This is a genomic window from Bradyrhizobium sp. UFLA06-24 (assembly GCF_054967145.1).
In genome coordinates this window covers 509,591-528,885 of record NZ_JADFUE010000001.1, presented here as the reverse complement: position 1 = coordinate 528,885, position 19,295 = coordinate 509,591, and the positions used below count along the sequence as shown (strand labels likewise).

Genomic DNA, 19,295 nt, shown 5'->3' with positions numbered 1-19,295 from the left:
TGCGCCCTATTTCACCTCCGCCAGCGCGGCGAGGATACGGGCCCAGGAGCGGATGCCCTTCTGGAAGCTGCGCAGATCGTATTTCTCGTTCGGCGAGTGGATGTTGTCGTCATCGAGGCCGAAGCCGACCAGCAGCGAGTCGAGCCCAAGCGTGCGCTTGAAATCGGCGACGATCGGAATCGAGGCGCCGGAGCCCATCAGCACGGTCTCCTTGCCCCATTCCTCGGTCAGCGCCTTTCTGGCGGCGGCAAGCGGCTTCATGTTCCAGTCGAGCGCGACAGCCGGCGCGGCGGAATGGTCGCCGAACTCGACCTTGCAGTCACCCGGGATGCGCGCAGTCACGTAATCGCGAAAGGCTAGGCGGATCTTCTGCGGATCCTGCCCCTGAACCAGGCGGAACGAGACCTTGGCCGAGGCATGCGACGGAATCACCGTCTTGGAGCCCTCGCCGATGTAGCCGCCCCAGATGCCGTTGACGTCGCAGGTCGGACGCGTGGAAGCCTGCTCGACCATCAGTCGTCCCTTCTCGCCGGCCGGGATCGACAGGCCAACCGGCTTGAGGAAGGAGTCCGGCGTGAATTCGAGCTTCTTCCACTGCTCCAGGATCTCAGGCGGCGTGTCCTTTACGCCGTCATAGAAGCCGGGAATGGTGATGCGGTTGTCATCGTCGAACAGTCCGCCGAGAACCCTGGTCAGCACCCGGATCGGGTTCATCGCCGTGCCGCCGAACACGCCGGAATGCAAATCGCGGCTCGCGGCAGTGATCTTCACCTCTTCATAGAGCAAGCCGCGCAGCGCCGTGGTGATCGCAGGCGTCTCCGGATCCCACATGCCGGTGTCGCAGACCAGCACGTAGTCTGCCTTGAACTCGTCCTTATTGGCCTCGACGAACGGCACGAAATTCTTCGAGCCGACCTCCTCCTCGCCCTCGATCAGGAAAGTGACGTCGATCGGCAGCGAGCCCGTCACCTTCTTCCAGGCGCGGCAGGCTTCGACGAAGGTCATCACCTGGCCTTTGTCATCCTCGGCGCCGCGCGCCACGATGATCTTGCGGCCGTCGGCGTGGTCGGCCACGACAGGCTCGAACGGCGGACGGTGCCAGAGGTCGAGCGGATCGACCGGCTGCACGTCGTAATGGCCGTAGAAGATCACATGCGGCCGTCCGCCGGCGCTGGTCTTGCCGACGACGGCGGGATGGCCGGCGGTCGGCCTCACTTCGGTCGCGACACCGATGCTGGCGATGTCCCTGGCCAGATGCTCGGCCGCGGCCCTGCAATCTCCGGCATAAGCCGGATCGGCGGAAATCGACTTGATCCGCAGCAGCGAGAACAGGCGCTCAAGGCTGTTGTCAAAGTCCTTGTCGATGTGGTCGAGCACGGATTGAAGCTGCGCGTTGGCCATAGTCGGATGTCCCACTTTTCGAGTCTCAAGATGGGTGTGGTTTTAGCCCTGCGGCGGCATCGGAGCTAGCCGCAACTGGCGGATGCCGCATATGCCAGGCGAGGCTGACGGCGAGGATCGCCGTGGCTGCGAGGTTGTTGCCCCAGGCCTGGAAGGCGTGGGGAAACGGCGGCAGCGACAGCAGCATGAGAATGCCGGCAGCGCCGAGCGAAAGCCAGGTTCCCAGCCGAACCTTCGGCCGCATGTCGAACGCGGCGCGATGCATCAGCACCGTGAACGGCAGGAACAACCACATGAAGTAATATTGTCGGGCCAGCGGCGAGGCCACCGTCATCAGGCAGAACAGGATGCCGAGCTCTTCGGCATCCGACCGCGGCGTTCGCCTGTTCGCCGATGGCATGACGGCGATGAAGCCGAGCCCGAGCAGCACCGATACCGCGAGCACGATCCAGTTCGCCGTCTTGTAGTCGACGTCGATGACATTCATCGTGCGCGGCGGCTTGCTGGGATCGTCGAGATTGTAGTTGATCGGCCGGACCAGCCGGTGCGTCACGGCGATGATGGACTGGTTGACCCATGACCAGTTCTGCTCGTCGCGCTGGCCGAAGCCCTTTTCCGAGCTCGAGCCGACCATGCCCTGGTACCAGGTGTCGAGCTCGGCGGCGTTGCGCTCGAAGCCGCGGATCGGCGCCGGCACCACGTAGAGCAGGATGCCGATGAAGGCGATCATGCTGACCATGGTCGCCCATTGCCTTCGCCAGGCGAGATAGGGCAGCACCGCGATCGGAAACACCTTGATGGCGGTGGCGAGCGCGAACATGAATCCTGCGAGCCAGAACCGCCGATATCGAAGGCTCCAGAAGCCGTAGAGCATCATCGCCAGCAGCACGAGGTTCGGCTGGCCGAGGTCGAACATGTCGAACACGAAGGTCACGGTGGCGAACGCCGGAAGCGCCTCGAGCCAGGGACCCGGCCTGCGATCCGAGCCGGTCATGGCATTGGAGATGATGCCTGTGTACCACCAGGCGACCGCGTTCAACACCGACAGCACGAGGTAGAGCGGGATCTTGCCGAACCAGCTCGGAATCGCCAGCAGGATTGCCGGCAGCGGCGGATAGATGAACTCGAACTGCTGATGGATATCGCTGGGATAGAGCGGGCCGCCATGCAGCACCTGCTGCCCGGCCCAGTACCACAGCGCATAATCCTTGGTCTTGCCGTGGCCGAATATCTCGGGACCAAGGACGTCGATGGTGAGGATGACGCAGCACGCCAGGAAAAGCAGATCGAGCGGCGCGCGCAGCGAGAGAAGCCGCAATGCACGAGGCTTATCGGATGCAATCGAGCGTGTCACATGATGTCCAATCGGAAACAAACTGCACGTAGCAGACCGATGGACTCTTGCAGAGTCCCCCCTCACCCGAATTTGTACCGCCGCACGCGACCTCCGTCCCGGCCTCGATGGTCCCGGCCCGGGGTTGGCGGACGAATCGCCTCAATTGCGGGCCAGCTGCCTACCTTCGCAGCAATCCGCCGAGCGCGCCGCGGACGAGCGCGCGGCCAACCGAGCCACCGAGCTGGCCGCCGACCGATTTGCCGAGATCGGCCACGACGCCACCGACCACCTTGTCGGTCACCGTACGCGTGACGTCGCGCGCGATACGCTGTCCCGTCGTCAGCCGGTTGCGTCCGGTATTGGTGCCGAAGATGGTGCCGACGATCGAGCCGATCTGGCCGATTATGCCGCCGCTTGCTCCCGCCTGGCCGTCGGCCGGCGCCGCGGTGCCGGCGATCCGCTTCTGGAGGATCTCATAGGCGGACTCGGCATCGACGGCCGTGTCGTATTTGCCCTTGACCGGGCTCGCATCCATGATCGCCTTGCGCTCCTCCGGCGTGATCGGACCGATGCGGGCTGACGGCGGGCGGATCATGACGCGCTCGACCATCGCTGGCGTGCCGTTGCCTTCCAGGAACGACACCAGCGCTTCACCCTTGCCGAGCTCCATGATCACTTTCGCGGTGTCGAGCTTCGGGTTGGGCCGGAAGGTCTGGGCGGCGGCGGCGACCGCCTTCTGGTCGCGCGGGGTGAAGGCGCGCAAGGCATGCTGCACCCGGTTGCCCATTTGCCCGAGAACGCGGTCGGGCACGTCGATCGGGTTCTGCGTGACGAAATAGACGCCGACGCCCTTGGAGCGGATCAGGCGAACCACCTGCTCGATCTTGTCCATCAACGCCTTCGGCGCGTCGTTGAACAGCAGATGCGCCTCGTCGAAGAAGAACACCAATTTGGGCTTGGGCAGGTCGCCGGCCTCGGGCAATTCCTCGAACAGCTCCGACAGCATCCACAGCAGGAATGTCGCGTAAAGCCGTGGGCTCTGCATCAGCTTATCGGCGACGAGGATGTTGACCATGCCGCGGCCATCGCGGTCGGTCTTCATGAAATCCTTCAAGCTCAGCGCCGGCTCACCGAAGAATTTGGTGCCTCCCTGGTTTTCCAGCACCAGGAGCTGGCGCTGGATGGTTCCGACGGTGGCCTTGGTGACGTTGCCGAAGCCCTGAGCTGCTTTGCGGATCGGCGCGAGCGGATCCTCCTCCGCGTCCGGCCCCTTCTTGCCGCTGTCGGGCACGATGGCGTCGAGCAACGCGCGCAGGTCCTTCATGTCGATCAGGGCAAGACCGTTCTCGTCCGCGACGCGGAACGCGACGTTGAGCACGCCCTCCTGCACGTCGTTGAGATCGAGCATGCGCGCCAGCAGCAGCGGGCCCATCTCGGTGATCGTGGCCCGCACCGGATGGCCCTGCTCGCCGAACACGTCCCAGAACACCGTCGAGAACTGGTCCGGCTGGAACGTCAGCCCCATCTCGCTCGCACGCTTGACGATGAAGTCTTTTGCCTCTCCGACCTCGGAAATACCGGATAGATCGCCCTTGATATCGGCAGCGAACACCGGAACACCGGCGCGAGCAAATCCTTCGGCCATCACCTGCAGCGTGACTGTCTTGCCCGTTCCAGTCGCGCCCGTGACGAGGCCGTGGCGATTGGCGAGCGCCAGCGTCAGCCAGGCCTGCTCGTCTCCCTTGCCGACGAAGATTTTGTCGTCGGTATCGCCGAGCTTGTTGTCCTGCGCCGTCATCACTCTCTCTATCGTTGATTTCGCGGATTGAAACTGAAGCCGCCAGTTCCGTAGTTTAACGCATGTCGCAAGCCGAATGAAACGGTTCAAGGCGCCGCCGACAGGCAACATCGTCAGAGAATGTGCGCGCCGCATCCGTCAAAAGTCGGAAGCGCGCATTCGCACCGCGGCAATTTTCTTCAATTTCCTCTCCGTTCTTGCATCACTGCAACACTTTCGCGTCTCGGAGAATGAATCGGAACGTTGCGTGCGTTCATCGCTTGAATTTCACATCACACCGGCTCAAGATCGTTTTTCGAAAGAATACTCCGGCGTGCAACCGGTTGAGGGGCGGGTCAATATGGACGAACTGATCGGAAGGCTGGCGACAAACGCCAGCATAGATAGTGCTGTCGCTGAAAAGACCGTCGGCATTATCCTGGGCTTTCTCCGCAGCGAAGGTCCGTCCGACAGCGTGCAGGCCCTGATCGACCAGATCCCGGGTGCAGAAGGGGCGATCGAAGCGTCGAGGAGCGGCGGCGGCCTCTCGCGGCTGATGGGCGGCGGCCTGATGGCCGTCGGCACGCGCCTGATGGGCCTCGGGCTCGGCATGTCCGACATCCAGAACGTGGCCCGTGAACTTTTCCGCTACGGCCGAGACAAAATCGGAGCGGATCAGATGGGCAAGATCATCGCAGGGACACCGGGCCTCAGCCAGTTCGCCTGAAGCTGTTGCATTTCATACCGAGTATCATGACATATCCAATCTCCGAGATTGAGGGCTTGCCCGCCTTTGCCGCCAACAAGTTGAAGGCGCAGGGCATCCGCACCACCGACGCGCTGCTGGACGCCGCCAGCACCGCCAAGGGCCGCAAGGCTCTCTCGGCCAAGACCGGCATCAGCGAGCAGCAGCTCCTGGAGTGGGCCAACGTCTCCGACTACATGCGCATTCCCGGGATGGGCCGGGCCAAGGTCGGCCTCGTCCGTGCCGCCGGCGTCACCACGGTGCGCGAACTCGCCTATCGGAATCCGGCAAGACTGGCGCAGAGCATGCGCGAGGCCAACGACCGGAAGAAGCTCGTCCGCATCCTGCCTTCCGAGAAGTCGGTCGGCGACATCATCGCCAAGGCCAGGAAGCTGCCGCCGAAGATCACGTATTAGGGTGTCTCTCTCGCACGACCTTCAATCTTTGCCGTCGGCGTCATACCCCGCGACCCGGCTACGCCAAGGCTTCGCCGAGGTTTTAGTCTTGGGCGCGCCGAAGCCTTAGCGCAGGCGGCAAGCGGGTATCCAGTACGCCGCGGCCCCTCCGCATCACGGCACTGCCCGGAATACTGGATTGCCCGCTTCCGCGGGCAATCGCAGCGAGGGGGGTGGTCTTGACTCCCCATGCCCGACCGCGCAAAGCGGGCCGCATGAACGCCTCGCCCTCCCCATCCGTCCCGCCGGCCGGCTCGGCCGGGCTAGATGCGCTACGAACCCTGCTGGAACGGGCTCTGCCGGCGGTGATGGGCGTCCTCAACGTGACGCCGGATTCCTTCTCTGACGGCGGCGATTTCATCGCGCCGGAACAGGCGCTGGCGCGGGCACGGGCGATGATCGCAGATGGCGTCGACATCATCGATATCGGCGCCGAATCCACCCGGCCCTACAAGGGCGCGCAGCCGGTGACGGCGGCGGACGAACTGGCCCGGCTGAAACCGGTGCTTGCCGAGATCGTCGCGCTCGGCGTGCCGGTCTCGATCGACAGCATGAAGGCGGAGGTCGTGGCCTTCGCGCTCGGTCAGGGCGCGGCCATCGCAAACGACGTCTGGGGCCTGCAGCGCGACACCGGCATGGCGCCGCTGGTCGCAGCCAAAGGCGTTCCCGTCATCGTCATGCACAACCGCGACAGCGTCGATTCCGCCATCGACATCGTCGCGGACATGAAGGCGTTCTTCCTGCGCTCGCTCGACATCGCCGCCAAGGCCGGCATCGCGCGCGAGAAGATCGTGCTGGATCCCGGCATCGGCTTCGGCAAGACCGCCGAGCAGAGCATGATCGCACTGGCGCGCCTGCGCGAGCTCGACATGTTCGGCCTGCCGATCCTGGTCGGCGCCTCGCGCAAGCGTTTCATCGCCTCGGTGTCGCCATCGGAGCCCAAAGAGCGGCTCGCCGGCTCGATCGCCGCGCATCTGATCGCCGCGCAGAAGGGTGCCAGGATCATCCGGACCCATGACGTCGCAGAGACTTTGCAGGCCCTGCGGGTCGCCCACGCAATCGAGAGCAAGCAATGACCGATACGATTTTCGTCACCGGCCTGTCGATCCACGCCCGCCACGGCGTGATGGATCACGAGACCGAAGTCGGCCAGCGCTTCGTGATCGATCTCGAACTCTACACCGATTTGTCGGAACCCTCGCGCAGCGACCGCCTCGCCGACACCGTCTCCTATGCCGACGTGGTGGCGACCACGACGGCGGCGTTCAAGAACACCAATTACAAGCTGCTGGAGCGTGCGGCCGGTGCAGTGGCCGATGCCATCCTATCGCACTTCCCGCGCATCCGCGCCGTAAAGATCACCGTGCACAAGCCACACGCGCCGATCGCCGCCATCTTCGACGACGTCGGCATCATGCTGACGCGTTCGCGGCATCCCTGATGGCGTGCGTGCTGATCGCACTCGGCGGCAATGTCGGCGATGTCCGCGCGACATTCAAGAAGGCGATCGCCCATATCTGCGGCATGGCCCAGGCCGCAATGATCGCGCGCTCGTCGGATTATGCGACGCCGCCCTGGGGTGACGAGGACCAGGATCCCTTCATCAATGCCTGCATCGAGATCGAGACCGAGCTCGATCCGCACGCGCTGCTGTTCGTGCTGCAGCAGGTCGAGCAGAAATTCGGCCGCACGCGAAGCAAGGAGCGGCGCTGGGGGCCGCGCACGCTCGACCTCGACATGGTCGCCTATGACGACGTGTCGCTGCAAAAGCCCGATCTGACCTTGCCGCATCCGCGCCTGTTCGAGCGCGCTTTCGTGCTGGTGCCGTTGGCCGAAATCGCGCCGGATCGGGTGATCTCCGGCATTCGTGTGCGTGACGGGCTTGCCAGCGTCTCGACGCAAGGCATTGAGCGGCTTCCGGATACCGGTTAACCAAAAACAACCATTTGCAGGGGCGGTCCGCCGTGGCAATTTCGCCTGCGAATAAAAAGCCGTTTGGGAGCCCTTGGCCGCATGACCTCCGTGACTGACGATCTGCCGCTGGCGGCCGATTTTCCCAAGGCGACCGTCGAGGACTGGCGCAAGCTGGTCGACGGCGTGCTGAAGGGCGCGCCGTTCGAGAAGCTGGTCGGCAAGACCTATGACGGCCTGAAGATCGAGCCGCTCTACCCGCGCGCCAAGGGCGTTGCGCCGGTGGCGGGACGGCCGGCCGCCGCACCATGGCAGATCATACAGCGGATCGACCATCCCGATGCGGCTCTCGCGAACACGCAGGCATTGCAGGATCTGGAGAACGGGGCGACGGGACTCGCGCTGGTGTTCGCCGGCGCCAACGGCGCTCGCGGCTTCGGCCTGGAACCTTTGGCCGATGCGGTCGCAAAAGCATTGAAGGACATTCATCTCGATGCCGGCATCGGCATCGAGCTTGAGATCGGACCGCAATCACGGATGGCCGCGATCCATGTCGCGGAATATGTGAAGAGCAATGGTCTCGATCCCGCCGCCTGCAACATCCGCTTCGGCCTGGATCCGCTCGCGGCCGGCGCGGTGTGGGGTCATAGCCCCTACACTTGGGACGAGATCGTTCCTGCCGTCACCGGCGGTATCAAGGGCCTTGCCGCGCTCGGCTTCAAGGGGCCGTTCGCCTCCGCCGATGGACGGGTGATCCACGATGCCGGAGGTTCCGAGGTGCAGGAGCTTGCCTTCGTGCTCGCCTGCGGCGTTGCTTATCTCCGCGCGATCGAAGGCGCCGGCGTTCCGCTCGAGCAGGCGCAGGGCATGGTCTATGCGCGGCTTGCCGCGGATGCCGATCAATTCCTGACCATGGCAAAGTTCCGCGCACTGCGGCTGTTGTGGGCGCGCGTCGAGGCCGCATGCGGCCTGACGCCGAAGCCGTTGTTCATTGCCGCCGATACCGCCTGGCGCATGCTGACTCAGCGCGCCCCCTACGTGAACATGCTGCGCGCGACCATTGCGACGTTCGCAGCCGGCCTTGCCGGCGCCAATGCGATCACGGTGTTGCCGCACACGCTGGCGCTCGGGCTGCCCGATCCGTTCGCGCGCCGCGTGGCACGCAACACGCAACTCGTGCTGCTCGAAGAGAGCAACCTCGCCAAGGTCAGCGATCCCGCAGCCGGCGCCGGCGGCATCGAAACCCTGACCGCACAGCTCTGCGAGGCGGCCTGGGCGCTGTTCCAGGAGAGCGAGAAAGCCGGCGGCGCGTTTGCCGCGCTTCAGCAGGGTGTGTTCCAGAGCAAGGTCGCCGCCACGCGCCAAGCACGTGAGACCAATATCGCCAAGCGCCGCGACGTCCTGACCGGCGCGAGCGAGTTTCCGAACCTGCATGAGAACGAGACGGCCGTACTGAAGGCGACGCCGATCGCACTCACCCCTTACGGCGAGCAGAAGTACAAGTTCGATCCGCTGCCGCCGATCCGGCTGGCGCAACCGTTCGAAGCATTGCGCAACAAATCCGATGCCGGGCTGAAGGCACGCGGCGCGCGTCCAAGCGTGTTCCTGGCCAATCTCGGCACGCCCGCCGATTTCACGGCGCGCGCGACCTTTGCCAAGAGCTTCTTCGAGGCCGGCGGCATCCAGGCGCTCGACAGTGATGGCTTTGCCGATCCCGCCGCGCTGGCTGCCGCTTTCAAGACCTCCGGTGCCGGCCTTGCCTGCCTTTGTTCCAGCGACAAGGTCTATGCGGAACACGCACAAGCCGCGGCAAAGGTCCTGCAAACGGCGGGCGCGCGACTTATCTATCTGGCAGGCCGCCCTGCGGAAGCCGAGGCGGCGCTGCGGGCCGCAGGTGTCACCGGCTTCGTCTTCGCCGGTGGCGATGCGCTTGCAACGCTGCAGGAAGCCTACCTTCGGATGGAGCAGGCATGACCGAGACGAGCAAACCCGTTCTCACCGGCGGCTGCCAATGCGGCGCGGTGCGCTTTGCGCTGACCGCGGCGCCAAACCGGGTTTCGATCTGCCATTGCCGGATGTGCCAAAAAGCGACCGGCGCGCCGTTCGCCTCTTTCGCCGACATCAACAAGACGGATTTCGCCTGGACCAAGGGCAAGCCCTCACTCTTTCGCTCCTCCACGATCGCCGACCGCGGCTATTGCGCCGCCTGCGGCACACCGCTGAGTTTTGGTCGCATTGACGGCGACCGGATCGAGATCATGACCGGGGCGTTCGACCGCCCCGACCGAGTTATCCCGACGCGACAATTCGGAACTGAATCCCGCCTCGGCTGGGTGGTCGGCATCTCCAATCTGCCGAGCCAGACCACGCAGCAGAATTACGGACCGGAGAAGATGGCGACGATCGTCAGCCATCAGCATCCGGATCACGATTGAGCGTTTATGATGGTTGAAGCCATGAGCCGCATTCCCAATTTCGCTGATGTTCCATTCGAGCGAACCGCAGGCGCCGCTCCGAGCGGCAGCGCCGAGCCGTGGCTGACACCCGAGGGCATTCTGGTGAAGCCCGTCTATGGCGAGGCTGATCTCGCCGGGCTGGATTTCCTCGAGACCTATCCGGGCATCGCACCGTTCATGCGCGGCCCCTACCCGACCATGTATGTCAACCAGCCCTGGACGGTCAGGCAATATGCCGGCTTCTCCACGGCCGAGGATTCCAACGCGTTCTACCGCCGCAACCTCGCGGCCGGACAAAAAGGTCTCTCGGTCGCGTTCGACCTCGCCACCCATCGCGGCTATGACAGCGACCATCCGCGCGTCGGCGGCGACGTCGGCATGGCCGGCGTCGCGATCGATTCAATTTATGACATGCGCACGCTGTTTGCGGGCATCCCGCTCGACCAGATGAGCGTGTCGATGACCATGAACGGCGCCGTGCTGCCGATCCTGGCGCTCTACGTCGCAGCAGCCGCGGAACAGGGCGTGCCGCCGGAGAAGCTGTCGGGCACCATTCAGAACGACATTCTGAAAGAGTTCATGGTGCGCAACACCTACATCTATCCGCCTGCGCCCTCGATGCGGATCATCTCGGATATCTTCGCCTACACCTCGCAAAAGATGCCGAAGTACAATTCGATCTCGATCTCCGGCTATCACATGCAGGAGGCCGGCGCGACGCAGGACCTCGAGCTCGCCTACACGCTCGCCGATGGCGTCGAATACTTACGTGCCGGCCTGGCCGCCGGGCTCGACGTCGACCGCTTCGCGCCGCGACTGTCGTTCTTCTGGGCGATCGGCATGAACTTCTTCATGGAAGTCGCCAAGCTGCGCGCCGCGCGCCTGCTCTGGGCGAAGCTGCTCAAGCCGTTCAATCCGAAAGACCCGCGCTCGCTCTCGCTGCGAACGCACAGCCAGACCTCGGGCTGGTCGCTGACCGCGCAGGACGTGTTCAACAACGTCATGCGCACGACCGTGGAAGCGATGGCGGCAACGCAAGGCCACACCCAGTCGCTGCACACCAACGCGCTCGACGAGGCGCTGGCGCTGCCGACCGATTTCTCCGCGCGCATCGCCCGCAACACCCAGCTGTTCCTGCAGCAGGAGAGCGGCACGACCCGCATCATCGATCCCTGGGGCGGCTCGTATTATGTCGAGCGGCTGACCCGCGATCTCGCCGCCAAGGCCTGGGGCCACATTCAGGAGGTCGAGGAGCTCGGCGGCATGGCCAAGGCGATCGAGGCCGGCGTGCCCAAGCTTCGCATCGAAGAGGCCTCGGCCAAGACCCAGGCCCGGATCGATGCCGGCAAGCAGGCCGTGATCGGTGTCAACAAGTACAGGCCGACGGATGAGGCGCCGATCGACATCCTGAAGGTCGACAATACCAATGTCCGCCGGCTTCAGATCGACAAGCTGAAGCGGCTGAAGGCGGAGCGTAACCAGAAGGACGTCGATGCCGCGCTCGCCGCGATCACGCGCTCGGCCGGCGAAGGTAATGGCAATTTGCTCGCGCTCGCGATCGATGCGGCGCGGGCCAAGGCCACCGTCGGCGAAATCTCGGACGCGATGGAGAAGGTGTTCGGCCGGCACCGCGCCGAGATCAAATCCATCACCGGCGTCTACAAGCGGGAAGCATCCAGCATGGGCAACCAGGTCGAGAAGGTTCAGGCGCTGATCGATGCCTTCGAGGAAGCCGAGGGAAGGCGCCCGCGTATCCTGGTTGCCAAGATCGGCCAGGACGGCCACGACCGCGGCCAAAAGGTGATCGCGTCGGCCTTTGCCGATATAGGCTTCGACGTCGACATCGGACCGCTGTTCGCCACCGCCGACGAAGCGGCGCGGCAGGCGGTCGAGAACGATGTGCACATTCTTGGCGTCTCCTCGCTCGCCGCGGCCCACCTCACCGCCGTGCCGGAGCTGAAGGCCGCGCTGAAGAAGCAGGGACGCGAGGACATCATGATCATCGTCGGTGGCGTGGTGCCGCCGCAGGATTACGATGCGCTCTACGCCGCCGGCGCCGAGGCCATCTTCCCGCCCGGCACCGTGATCGCGGACGCCGCCGAGGAGCTGATCCGCAAGCTGAATGCCCGGCTCGGACATAGCGAGGCGGCGGAGTAGATCCGCCGCCCCTCGGTCTGGCTGCATCAAACCGGTGGGCGGACAATCGCGACCAATCTTCACGACCGAGTTTTCGCACCGCGCGTTCTGCACTGGTTCATTTTGCGGTCGCTATGCTCATGCAGGCGTCCGAGCGCCGCGACGGCGGTCGGATACAAATCAATGGATATTGAAGTGACATATCTTCGTGCAAATGTGCGGGCCGGCCTCCTCGCAATTCTTTCCGCTGTCGCGACGATCGCCCTCGCTTACCCTTCCCTCGCCGCCGACCCCAAGCCCGACGCCGTCATCAAGAACAGGAACATTGAAGCCCGTGTCTTCCTCGACGACAGGATCAAGGCAGATGCGCCGCTCGCCGCCGATTGCCTGGCCGAAGGCAAGAAGTGGCTCGACAAGAACGCCGCCGAAGCTGCCGCCGCGCGCAAGCAGGATCCGCAATTCTTCAAGGACGGCGGCTGGGATTTCGAGCGCAAATATTCGATCCGCTCGGTGGTTGCCGACCGCTATGTCAGCGTGTTGCGCGACGATTACATGGATACCCATGGCGCTCATCCCAATTCGGACGTGAACACGATCGTTTGGGACAAGTCCGAGACCAAACGGATCTCGATCCGCCCGTTCTTCACCGAAACCGCCGACAATGGTCCGACCATGAAGGCGATGGTGAAAGCCGTGATCGCCTCGTTGCAAATCGAGAAGAAGAAGCGCGACAGCAGCGAGACCGCGACCGAGGACTGGTTCAGGGATCTCGCACCCAGCCTGCTGAAGATCGGCGCCGTGACGCTCGCGCCATCGACGGAAACAGGCAAGAGTTCCGGCCTCACCTTTCACTACCCACCCTATGCGGTCGGCCCCTACGCCGAGGGCCAATATGTCGCCTTCGTCCCGTGGGAATCACTGAAGCCCTTTCTGACACCTGAGGGGGCACGCATTTTCGGCGGTGCGCGGCCGAAGGGCGACGCTGACGAACAACCATAGGCAGGGAACCCGTGCTTACGCCGCCCCGGAGCGGCCGCTTGCGACATCCGTGCAAGACCGCGTAACATGTCGCCTCGATACCAGCCCGATTCCTGCGGGCGCCGCCGGGATCATTGATGCCAGGAATCACCCGCCGCATTTTCGCGGCCTCGTCTGTGGCCGCCGCAACGTCTGCTCTCCTCGCACCTGCACGCGCGCAAGCCTATCCGGCGCGGCCGGTGAGTTTGATCGTGCCCTGGGGCGCGGGCGGCGGCACGGATGCAACGGCGCGCATCATCGCCACGCTGCTGGAGAAGGAGCTCGGCCAGCCGTTCAACGTCGTCAATCTCACCGGCGGGTCCGGCGTTGTTGGCCATGCCGAGATCGCAACCGCGCGACCGGACGGTTACACCATCGGCATGCTCACGGTCGAAATCGCCATGCTGCATTGGCAGGCCATGACGCATTTGACACCGCGGAACTTCACCCCGCTGGCGCTGATGAACGAAGATCCGCCCGGCGTCCAGGTCTCCACCTCCTCGCCGTACAAGACCGCGAAAGAGCTGATGGATGCCATCAAGGCTTCGCCGCCGGGACGGTTCAGGGCGTCCGGCACGGGGCAAGGCGGTATCTGGCATCTCGCCCTGGTCGGCTGGATGCAGGCGATGGGATTGCCGGCAAACCAGGTCGCATGGTCGGCGTCGAACGGCGCAGCACCGGCCATGCAGGACCTCGCTGCGGGCAGCCTCGACCTCACCACCTGCTCGGTGCCGGAGGCACGCGCCACCATCGAGGCCGGTCAGGCGCGAAGCCTTGCGATCATGGCGCACGTGCGCAATCCGAGCTTCCCGGACGTCCCGACGCTGAAAGAGACGCTCGGCGTCGACTATTCCACCAGCTCGTGGCGCGGCATCGGCGCCCCCAGGGGCCTGCCCTCGGAGATCGCCACCAGGCTCACTGCAGCCTTGAAGAAGGTCTACGACTCCCCCGCATTCAAGGACTTCATGACCAGACGCGGTTTTGGCACCGTGTGGCGCGACGCCGGCCAGTTCGAGACCTTCATGGACCAGGCGGATCGCCAGATGGGCCAGGCCATGAAGGCCGCCGGTTTTGCCAAGGCTTGAACGACCAAGGGCCTGAGGGCCCCTCGCCTGCCTGCTCCCGCCGTTGTAAAGCAGGGCATGGTTGAGAAGAAGACTCCGCTTGATATCGCCACCCTCGCCCGCGACTTGCGCACCGGCCATCGCGCGGCGCTGGCGCGGGCCATCACGCTGGTCGAGAGCCGGCGCAGCGACCATCAGGCGCTGGCACGCGAGCTGCTGCAGATGCTGCTGCCCGACACCGGCAAGGCGGTTCGCGTCGGCATCACCGGTTCGCCCGGCGTCGGCAAATCCACCACCATCGACGCGCTGGGCACTTACCTGATCGCGCGAGGCAACAAGGTCGCCGTGCTCGCGGTCGATCCGTCCTCGGCACGCAGCGGCGGCTCGATTCTCGGCGACAAGACGCGGATGGCACGGTTGTCGGCGTCCGACGCGGCCTTCATTCGCCCCTCGCCGTCATCGGGCACGCTCGGCGGCGTCGCCGCCAAGACGCGCGAGGCGATGCTCTTGTGCGAGGCGGCCGGCTTCGACGTCGTTCTGGTGGAGACCGTCGGCATTGGCCAGTCGGAGACTGCGGTCTGCGACATGACCGATTTCTTCCTCGCTCTGATGCTGCCCGGCGGTGGCGACGAGCTGCAGGGCATCAAGAAGGGACTGGTCGAGCTCGCCGACATGATCGCGATCAATAAGGCCGACGGGGACAACCTCAAGCGTGCCAACATCACTGCTGCCGACTATCGCGGCGCGCTGCATATCCTCAGCCCCCGGTCCGAACATTGGCATCCGCCGGTCGTCACCTATTCGGCGCTGGCCGGCACCGGCATCGCCGAGCTCTGGCAGAAAGTCTTGGACCACCGCAAGGCGATGAACGCATGCGGCGAGTTCGCCGCGCGCCGGCGTTACCAGCAGGTCAAATGGATGTGGTCGATGCTGGAACAGCGCATGCTGGCGCGGCTGCGCAGCGAGGCCTCCGTCCGCGCCAGGGTGAAGAAGATCGAATCCGAGGTAGCCGACGGTCACCTCACGCCGGCTCTCGCCGCGGAGGCGATCATGAAGCTCCTGCATTGAGACCGCCTCACCTTTGCCCTGAGAAAGAGAGGTGAAGCGAAGCACGAGCCCCTACTGCTCAGCTGATCTGTCCGGCCAGCACCTTCGAGACGAAGCGGGCGGTCGCCTCGCCGACCTCCTGTGGCGCCTCCTCCTGCAGGAAGTGCGAGCCCTTCACAAGGACGGTCTGCTGATTGGGCCAGGCTCTGCAGAACTCGCGCTGTGCGCCGATCAGAAAACCTGCCGGCTCGGCATCGATGAACAGTTTCGGGATCCGGTTCTTCGACATCCAATCCGCATAGGCCTCGACGATCGCGACCACATCGGCGGGCTCGCCCTCGATCGGCAATTCGCGCGTCCAGGTCAGCATGGGCTGCCGGCTCGGACCGGGATTGCGGAAATAGCGGCGGTAGACGTCCATCGCCTCCGGCGCGATATGGCGCAGCGGCAGCAGGTACTCGATGAACAGGTTCTTCTGCAGGATCATGTCTTCGCCTTGCGGAGTCCGTTGCGCCTGGAAGAAGGCGCGCGTCGCCTCGGGCCATTCGGCCCAGGAACGGAACGGGCGCACGATGCCCTCCATGTAGACGATGGCTTTGACCCTCTCGGGATGACGATTGGCCCAGTGAAAACCGAGCGCCGAACCCCAGTCGTGCACGACAAGGATCACGTTCCTGCTCAGGCCCATCACGTCGAACCAGGCGTCGAGATAGCGCTGGTGATCGACGAAACGATATGACCCGTTCGGTGCAGGACCCGAATTGCCCATGCCGACATAGTCCGGCGCGAGGCAACGGCCGTACGGCAGCAGATGCGGGATGATGTTGCGCCAGAGATAAGACGGCGTCGGGTTGCCGTGCAGGAACACGATCGGGTCGCCGCATCCGACATCGACATAGGCCATCTGGGTATCCAGCACCTCGATGTACTTCCGGTAGGAGACTTCCTCGGTCGAGATTGGCGGATGATTGACGTGCAACATGATGAAACTCCGTTCTCTCGTTCGACACCAGTAAACTATTAATACCGGTGACTTGAGTCAACCGTCAAAAGTCATTAAGTGGTGTTCATGTCGAAGGAATCGCGCAAGTTCCAGGTGCCGGATGCATTGGCGAACATCTATGATTTCGCCAACACGCTGGACTTACGGCACTTCATCCATCACGGCGTGCAGCATCAGCAGGCGGAGGAACTGCCTGACGCCGCTGCGCTCGGCGATTGGATGCAACAGCGCCGGCTCGTCGATCGCGCAGTGCTGCCGTCTCAAAAAACCTTCGAAGCTGCTTTGCAATTGCGCGGCGCGATGCGGGATTATCTTAGATGCGATCCTGCGGAACGTCATCGCAAGTCCGCCATCACCACGCGCCTCGACAAGGCGATGGAGCCGTTTGCGCTCCGGGTCGCCAGCATCGGCAAGGATGGATTTGGACTGATCCCGTTGCAGACGGACGCGCAGGCCGGCCTCTCCATGATCATCGCCGAATTGTACAATGCCGCTGCGGCCGGGACGCTCGACCGTTTGAAGATGTGCGCAGCGGACGAATGCCAACGCGTCTTTTTCGATCGCTCCAAACCCGGCACGCGGCGGTGGTGCCAGTCCACGCTGTGCGGCAACCGGGAGAAGACCCGGACCTATCGCGAGCGGCACAGGCATGAAACCGGATCGGAGACCTAGCCGGCAGCTCGCCGGATCGGATATGCCGTGATAGACATGAGCGGGAGCCAATCCATTGTCCGACAAACTCCGCCTTCTCATCACCGGCTTCGGCCCATTTCCCGGAGCGCCGCATAATCCGACCCAGCCGCTGGTCACGCGACTGGCGCAACTGCGCCGTCCGGCGCTCGATGATGTCGCGATCTCGCGTCACATCTTTCCGGTGACCTACGCCGCGGTCGACCGGCAATTGCCGGAGCTGTTGGCAAAGGTGAAGCCGGATGCGCTGCTGATGTTCGGCCTCGCCGCGCGCACGCCTTACTTGCGCATCGAGAGCCGCGCGCGCAATGCCGTCACCATGCTCTGGCCCGATGCCGCCAATACCCGTTCGAGCAAGCGCGGCATCGCCGGTCATGCCGACGCGATGAATTTCGGCCCGCACACCGCAAGGCTGCTGCGCGCCGCCCGGCTGACCGGCATCGATGCGCGCCCCTCGCGCGATGCCGGCGCCTATCTCTGCAACTACTTGAGCTGGCGCGCGATCGAGAGCGTCAACGCTGGCGGGCCGCGGCTGGCGGCGTTCATTCACATTCCTCTCCTGACGCGCGACAGCGCCATGCGCCGCAAAGGCGCCCCTCGGATCACGCTGGATGAGCTGGTGGATGCCGGGGAAGCGATGCTGATGGAGATGGTGGGGTTGGCGCGGAAAGCGCGGAACACGCAGACCTTGCGGTAAACATTTAACCCTACCGCGAACAATCCCGGCGATCCCGCCCGCCCTGCGCTACCTAACCTTTCGCGGACTCTCCCGCGTCCGCCGGAGGACGCGTCATGGACCTCAATCGCCGTCATCTCATCGGAGCTTCGACCGCCGGCATCGCCGGCGCGCTCGCCATGCCTGTTGACGCTGCCCGCGGGGCGCCGCTGACGTCGCTGCTTGGCCGCGATGCGACCCAATATGGCATACGGCCCGGCAGCAACGAGGATCAAACGCGAGCCCTCCAGCGTGCGATCGACGAGACGGCCCGCGCGCAGGTGCCGCTGGCACTTCCGCCTGGAGTCTACCGCACCGGACTATTACGATTGCGTGATGGAGCGCAGCTGATCGGCGTGCGCGGTGCGACGAAGCTTGTCTTCACTGGCGGAGCCTCCGCAATCCAGAGCGACGGCTCTGACTCGATCGGGCTGAGCGGCATCAGCTTCGACGGCGGGGGCATCCCGCTGCCGACCCGACGCGGGCTGATCCATGTGCTCGGCGGACGCGACATCCGCATCACCGATTGCGCGATCACCGCATCCGGCGGCAGCGGCATCTGGCTCGAGCAGGTCTCCGGGGATATCTCCGGCAACATCCTGACCAAGATCGCCGTCACCGCTGTGGTCTCGTTCGATGCGAGGGGCCTCAGCGTGTCCCGCAACACCATTGTCGGCACCAGCGACAACGGCATCGAGATCCTGCGCACCGCCATCGGCGACGACGGGACGCTGGTCGCGGACAACCGCATCGAGGATATCAAGGCCGGTCCCGGCGGCTCCGGCCAGTACGGCAACGCCATCAACGCCTTCCGCGCCGGCAACGTCATCGTTCGCGGCAACCGCATCAAGAACTGCGACTATTCCGCCGTGCGCGGCAACTCGGCCTCCAACATCCACATATCGGGCAACAGCGTCAGCGACGTGCGCGAGGTCGCGCTCTATTCCGAGTTTGCGTTCGAGGCCGCGGTGATCGCCAACAACACCGTGGATGGCGCCGCCGTCGGCGTCTCCGTGTGCAATTTCAACGAAGGTGGCCGCATTGCGGTGGTCCAGGGCAACATCATCCGCAATTTGATCCCGAAGCGGCCGATCGGCACCGCTCCTGACGACGATGCAGGAGTCGGCATCTACATCGAGGCTGACACGTCGGTATCAGGCAATGTGATCGAGAATGCGCCGTCCTACGGCATCGTCGCCGGCTGGGGCAAATATCTGCGCGACGTGGCGATCACGGGCAATGTGATCCGCAAGGCGCTGGCCGGCGTTGGCGTTTCCATCGTACCCGGGGCCGGCACCGCGCTCGTCAACAACAACATGATTTCGGAAACCCCGCGCGGCGCCGTGGTCGGCCTCGACCACGCGCGTGCCGTGACGTCAGACCTGTCGGCGGACGGCGCGCAACGTTTTGCGCAGGTGGTGGTCGGCGGGAATGCTGTGCGGCAGTAGACAGGCGGCGATAGCTGGGCCGTTCATCCTTCGAGGCTCTCCATGGGACGCGTTGCGTCCCATGTCTCGCACTCAGGACGACGGGTTCGAGAAG

18 protein-coding genes are annotated in these 19,295 nt (G+C 64.4%); 14 read left to right on the top strand and 4 right to left on the bottom strand.

Annotated features, from left to right (window positions below; genetic code table 11):
• Positions 1–6: 6 nt before the first annotated feature.
• The 3 genes from IF809_RS02315 to IF809_RS02305 form a co-directional block, all read right to left on the bottom strand.
• The gene (locus IF809_RS02315) at positions 7–1,401 is read right to left on the bottom strand and encodes a M20/M25/M40 family metallo-hydrolase (protein WP_128967331.1); all 1,395 of its coding nucleotides are present in this window, start codon (positions 1,399–1,401) and stop codon (positions 7–9) included.
• 25 nt (positions 1,402–1,426) lie between these two features.
• Positions 1,427–2,719: a glycosyltransferase family 87 protein gene (locus tag IF809_RS02310; protein WP_244659283.1), complete on the bottom strand. Its 1,293-nt coding sequence runs from the start codon at positions 2,717–2,719 to the stop codon at positions 1,427–1,429.
• Between the two features lie 196 nt (positions 2,720–2,915).
• Complete coding sequence (locus IF809_RS02305) at positions 2,916–4,535, bottom strand: helicase HerA-like domain-containing protein (RefSeq protein ID WP_128967333.1); 1,620 nt, start codon at positions 4,533–4,535, stop codon at positions 2,916–2,918.
• A gap of 340 nt (positions 4,536–4,875) precedes the next feature.
• Here IF809_RS02305 and IF809_RS02300 point away from each other — a divergent pair, with 340 nt between their 5' ends.
• The 11 genes from IF809_RS02300 to meaB all read left to right on the top strand — a co-directional run bounded on the left by IF809_RS02300 (position 4,876) and on the right by meaB (position 15,366).
• Positions 4,876–5,241 carry a DUF2267 domain-containing protein gene (locus IF809_RS02300; protein ID WP_453979687.1) on the top strand — a complete coding sequence of 122 codons (366 nt, stop codon included), beginning with the start codon at positions 4,876–4,878 and terminating at the stop codon, positions 5,239–5,241.
• Between the two features lie 26 nt (positions 5,242–5,267).
• Positions 5,268–5,675 (top strand): DUF4332 domain-containing protein, encoded by a 408-nt coding sequence (locus IF809_RS02295; protein WP_128967334.1) that lies wholly within the window; start codon positions 5,268–5,270, stop codon positions 5,673–5,675.
• A 254-nt stretch (positions 5,676–5,929) separates the two neighbouring features.
• Complete coding sequence (gene folP / locus IF809_RS02290) at positions 5,930–6,790, top strand: dihydropteroate synthase (protein WP_462836706.1); 861 nt, start codon at positions 5,930–5,932, stop codon at positions 6,788–6,790.
• Positions 6,787–7,155 (top strand): dihydroneopterin aldolase, encoded by a 369-nt coding sequence (folB, locus tag IF809_RS02285; RefSeq protein ID WP_027533885.1) that lies wholly within the window; start codon positions 6,787–6,789, stop codon positions 7,153–7,155. Before folP ends, folB begins: the two co-directional genes overlap by 4 nt.
• Complete coding sequence (gene folK, locus IF809_RS02280) at positions 7,155–7,646, top strand: 2-amino-4-hydroxy-6-hydroxymethyldihydropteridine diphosphokinase (protein ID WP_462836705.1); 492 nt, start codon at positions 7,155–7,157, stop codon at positions 7,644–7,646. Before folB ends, folK begins: the two co-directional genes overlap by 1 nt.
• An 81-nt stretch (positions 7,647–7,727) precedes the next feature.
• Positions 7,728–9,599: a methylmalonyl-CoA mutase family protein gene (locus IF809_RS02275; protein WP_462836704.1), complete on the top strand. Its 1,872-nt coding sequence runs from the start codon at positions 7,728–7,730 to the stop codon at positions 9,597–9,599.
• Positions 9,596–10,060, top strand: a complete 465-nt coding sequence (locus IF809_RS02270) for a GFA family protein (protein ID WP_462836703.1) — start codon at positions 9,596–9,598, stop codon at positions 10,058–10,060. The genes IF809_RS02275 and IF809_RS02270 overlap by 4 nt, the downstream gene beginning before the upstream one ends.
• A gap of 21 nt (positions 10,061–10,081) precedes the next feature.
• Positions 10,082–12,238, top strand: coding sequence for a methylmalonyl-CoA mutase (gene scpA / locus IF809_RS02265; RefSeq protein ID WP_128969405.1), 2,157 nt, complete (start codon positions 10,082–10,084; stop codon positions 12,236–12,238).
• A 216-nt stretch (positions 12,239–12,454) separates the two neighbouring features.
• A complete protein-coding gene (locus IF809_RS02260) occupies positions 12,455–13,216 on the top strand; it encodes an RsiV family protein (RefSeq protein WP_244659306.1) in 762 nt (253 codons plus the stop codon).
• Positions 13,217–13,332: 116 nt separating this feature from the next.
• The gene (locus IF809_RS02255; RefSeq protein ID WP_128967340.1) at positions 13,333–14,319 is read left to right on the top strand and encodes a tripartite tricarboxylate transporter substrate binding protein; all 987 of its coding nucleotides are present in this window, start codon (positions 13,333–13,335) and stop codon (positions 14,317–14,319) included.
• Positions 14,320–14,376: 57 nt separating this feature from the next.
• Entirely contained in the window at positions 14,377–15,366 is a 990-nt protein-coding gene (meaB, locus tag IF809_RS02250) for a methylmalonyl Co-A mutase-associated GTPase MeaB (protein WP_128967341.1), read from the top strand.
• 58 nt (positions 15,367–15,424) lie between these two features.
• Here the strand turns inward: meaB and IF809_RS02245 are convergent, their stop codons facing one another.
• Complete coding sequence (locus tag IF809_RS02245; protein WP_128967342.1) at positions 15,425–16,327, bottom strand: haloalkane dehalogenase; 903 nt, start codon at positions 16,325–16,327, stop codon at positions 15,425–15,427.
• 87 nt (positions 16,328–16,414) lie between these two features.
• Here IF809_RS02245 and IF809_RS02240 point away from each other — a divergent pair, with 87 nt between their 5' ends.
• The 3 genes from IF809_RS02240 (at position 16,415) to IF809_RS02230 (ending at position 19,201) form a co-directional block, all read left to right on the top strand.
• Positions 16,415–17,020, top strand: coding sequence for a CGNR zinc finger domain-containing protein (locus tag IF809_RS02240; protein ID WP_462836702.1), 606 nt, complete (start codon positions 16,415–16,417; stop codon positions 17,018–17,020).
• A 55-nt stretch (positions 17,021–17,075) separates the two neighbouring features.
• The gene (locus IF809_RS02235) at positions 17,076–17,735 is read left to right on the top strand and encodes a pyroglutamyl-peptidase I (protein WP_462836701.1); all 660 of its coding nucleotides are present in this window, start codon (positions 17,076–17,078) and stop codon (positions 17,733–17,735) included.
• Between the two features lie 95 nt (positions 17,736–17,830).
• Positions 17,831–19,201: a TIGR03808 family TAT-translocated repetitive protein gene (locus tag IF809_RS02230; protein ID WP_462836700.1), complete on the top strand. Its 1,371-nt coding sequence runs from the start codon at positions 17,831–17,833 to the stop codon at positions 19,199–19,201.
• Positions 19,202–19,295: the final 94 nt, after the last annotated feature.

What these genes read in the sequence shown, in the direction of transcription:
- IF809_RS02315 (WP_128967331.1), bottom strand. Translation starts at nt 1,401, where the DNA reads ATGGCCAACGCGCAGCTTCAATCCGTGCTCGACCACATCGACAAGGAC.
- IF809_RS02305 (WP_128967333.1), bottom strand. Translation starts at nt 4,535, where the DNA reads ATGACGGCGCAGGACAACAAGCTCGGCGATACCGACGACAAAATCTTC.
- IF809_RS02300 (WP_453979687.1), top strand. Translation starts at nt 4,876, where the DNA reads ATGGACGAACTGATCGGAAGGCTGGCGACAAACGCCAGCATAGATAGT.
- IF809_RS02295 (WP_128967334.1), top strand. Translation starts at nt 5,268, where the DNA reads ATGACATATCCAATCTCCGAGATTGAGGGCTTGCCCGCCTTTGCCGCC.
- folP (WP_462836706.1), top strand. Translation starts at nt 5,930, where the DNA reads ATGAACGCCTCGCCCTCCCCATCCGTCCCGCCGGCCGGCTCGGCCGGG.
- folB (WP_027533885.1), top strand. Translation starts at nt 6,787, where the DNA reads ATGACCGATACGATTTTCGTCACCGGCCTGTCGATCCACGCCCGCCAC.
- folK (WP_462836705.1), top strand. Translation starts at nt 7,155, where the DNA reads ATGGCGTGCGTGCTGATCGCACTCGGCGGCAATGTCGGCGATGTCCGC.
- IF809_RS02275 (WP_462836704.1), top strand. Translation starts at nt 7,728, where the DNA reads ATGACCTCCGTGACTGACGATCTGCCGCTGGCGGCCGATTTTCCCAAG.
- IF809_RS02270 (WP_462836703.1), top strand. Translation starts at nt 9,596, where the DNA reads ATGACCGAGACGAGCAAACCCGTTCTCACCGGCGGCTGCCAATGCGGC.
- scpA (WP_128969405.1), top strand. Translation starts at nt 10,082, where the DNA reads ATGAGCCGCATTCCCAATTTCGCTGATGTTCCATTCGAGCGAACCGCA.
- IF809_RS02255 (WP_128967340.1), top strand. Translation starts at nt 13,333, where the DNA reads ATGCCAGGAATCACCCGCCGCATTTTCGCGGCCTCGTCTGTGGCCGCC.
- meaB (WP_128967341.1), top strand. Translation starts at nt 14,377, where the DNA reads ATGGTTGAGAAGAAGACTCCGCTTGATATCGCCACCCTCGCCCGCGAC.
- IF809_RS02245 (WP_128967342.1), bottom strand. Translation starts at nt 16,327, where the DNA reads ATGTTGCACGTCAATCATCCGCCAATCTCGACCGAGGAAGTCTCCTAC.
- IF809_RS02240 (WP_462836702.1), top strand. Translation starts at nt 16,415, where the DNA reads ATGTCGAAGGAATCGCGCAAGTTCCAGGTGCCGGATGCATTGGCGAAC.
- IF809_RS02230 (WP_462836700.1), top strand. Translation starts at nt 17,831, where the DNA reads ATGGACCTCAATCGCCGTCATCTCATCGGAGCTTCGACCGCCGGCATC.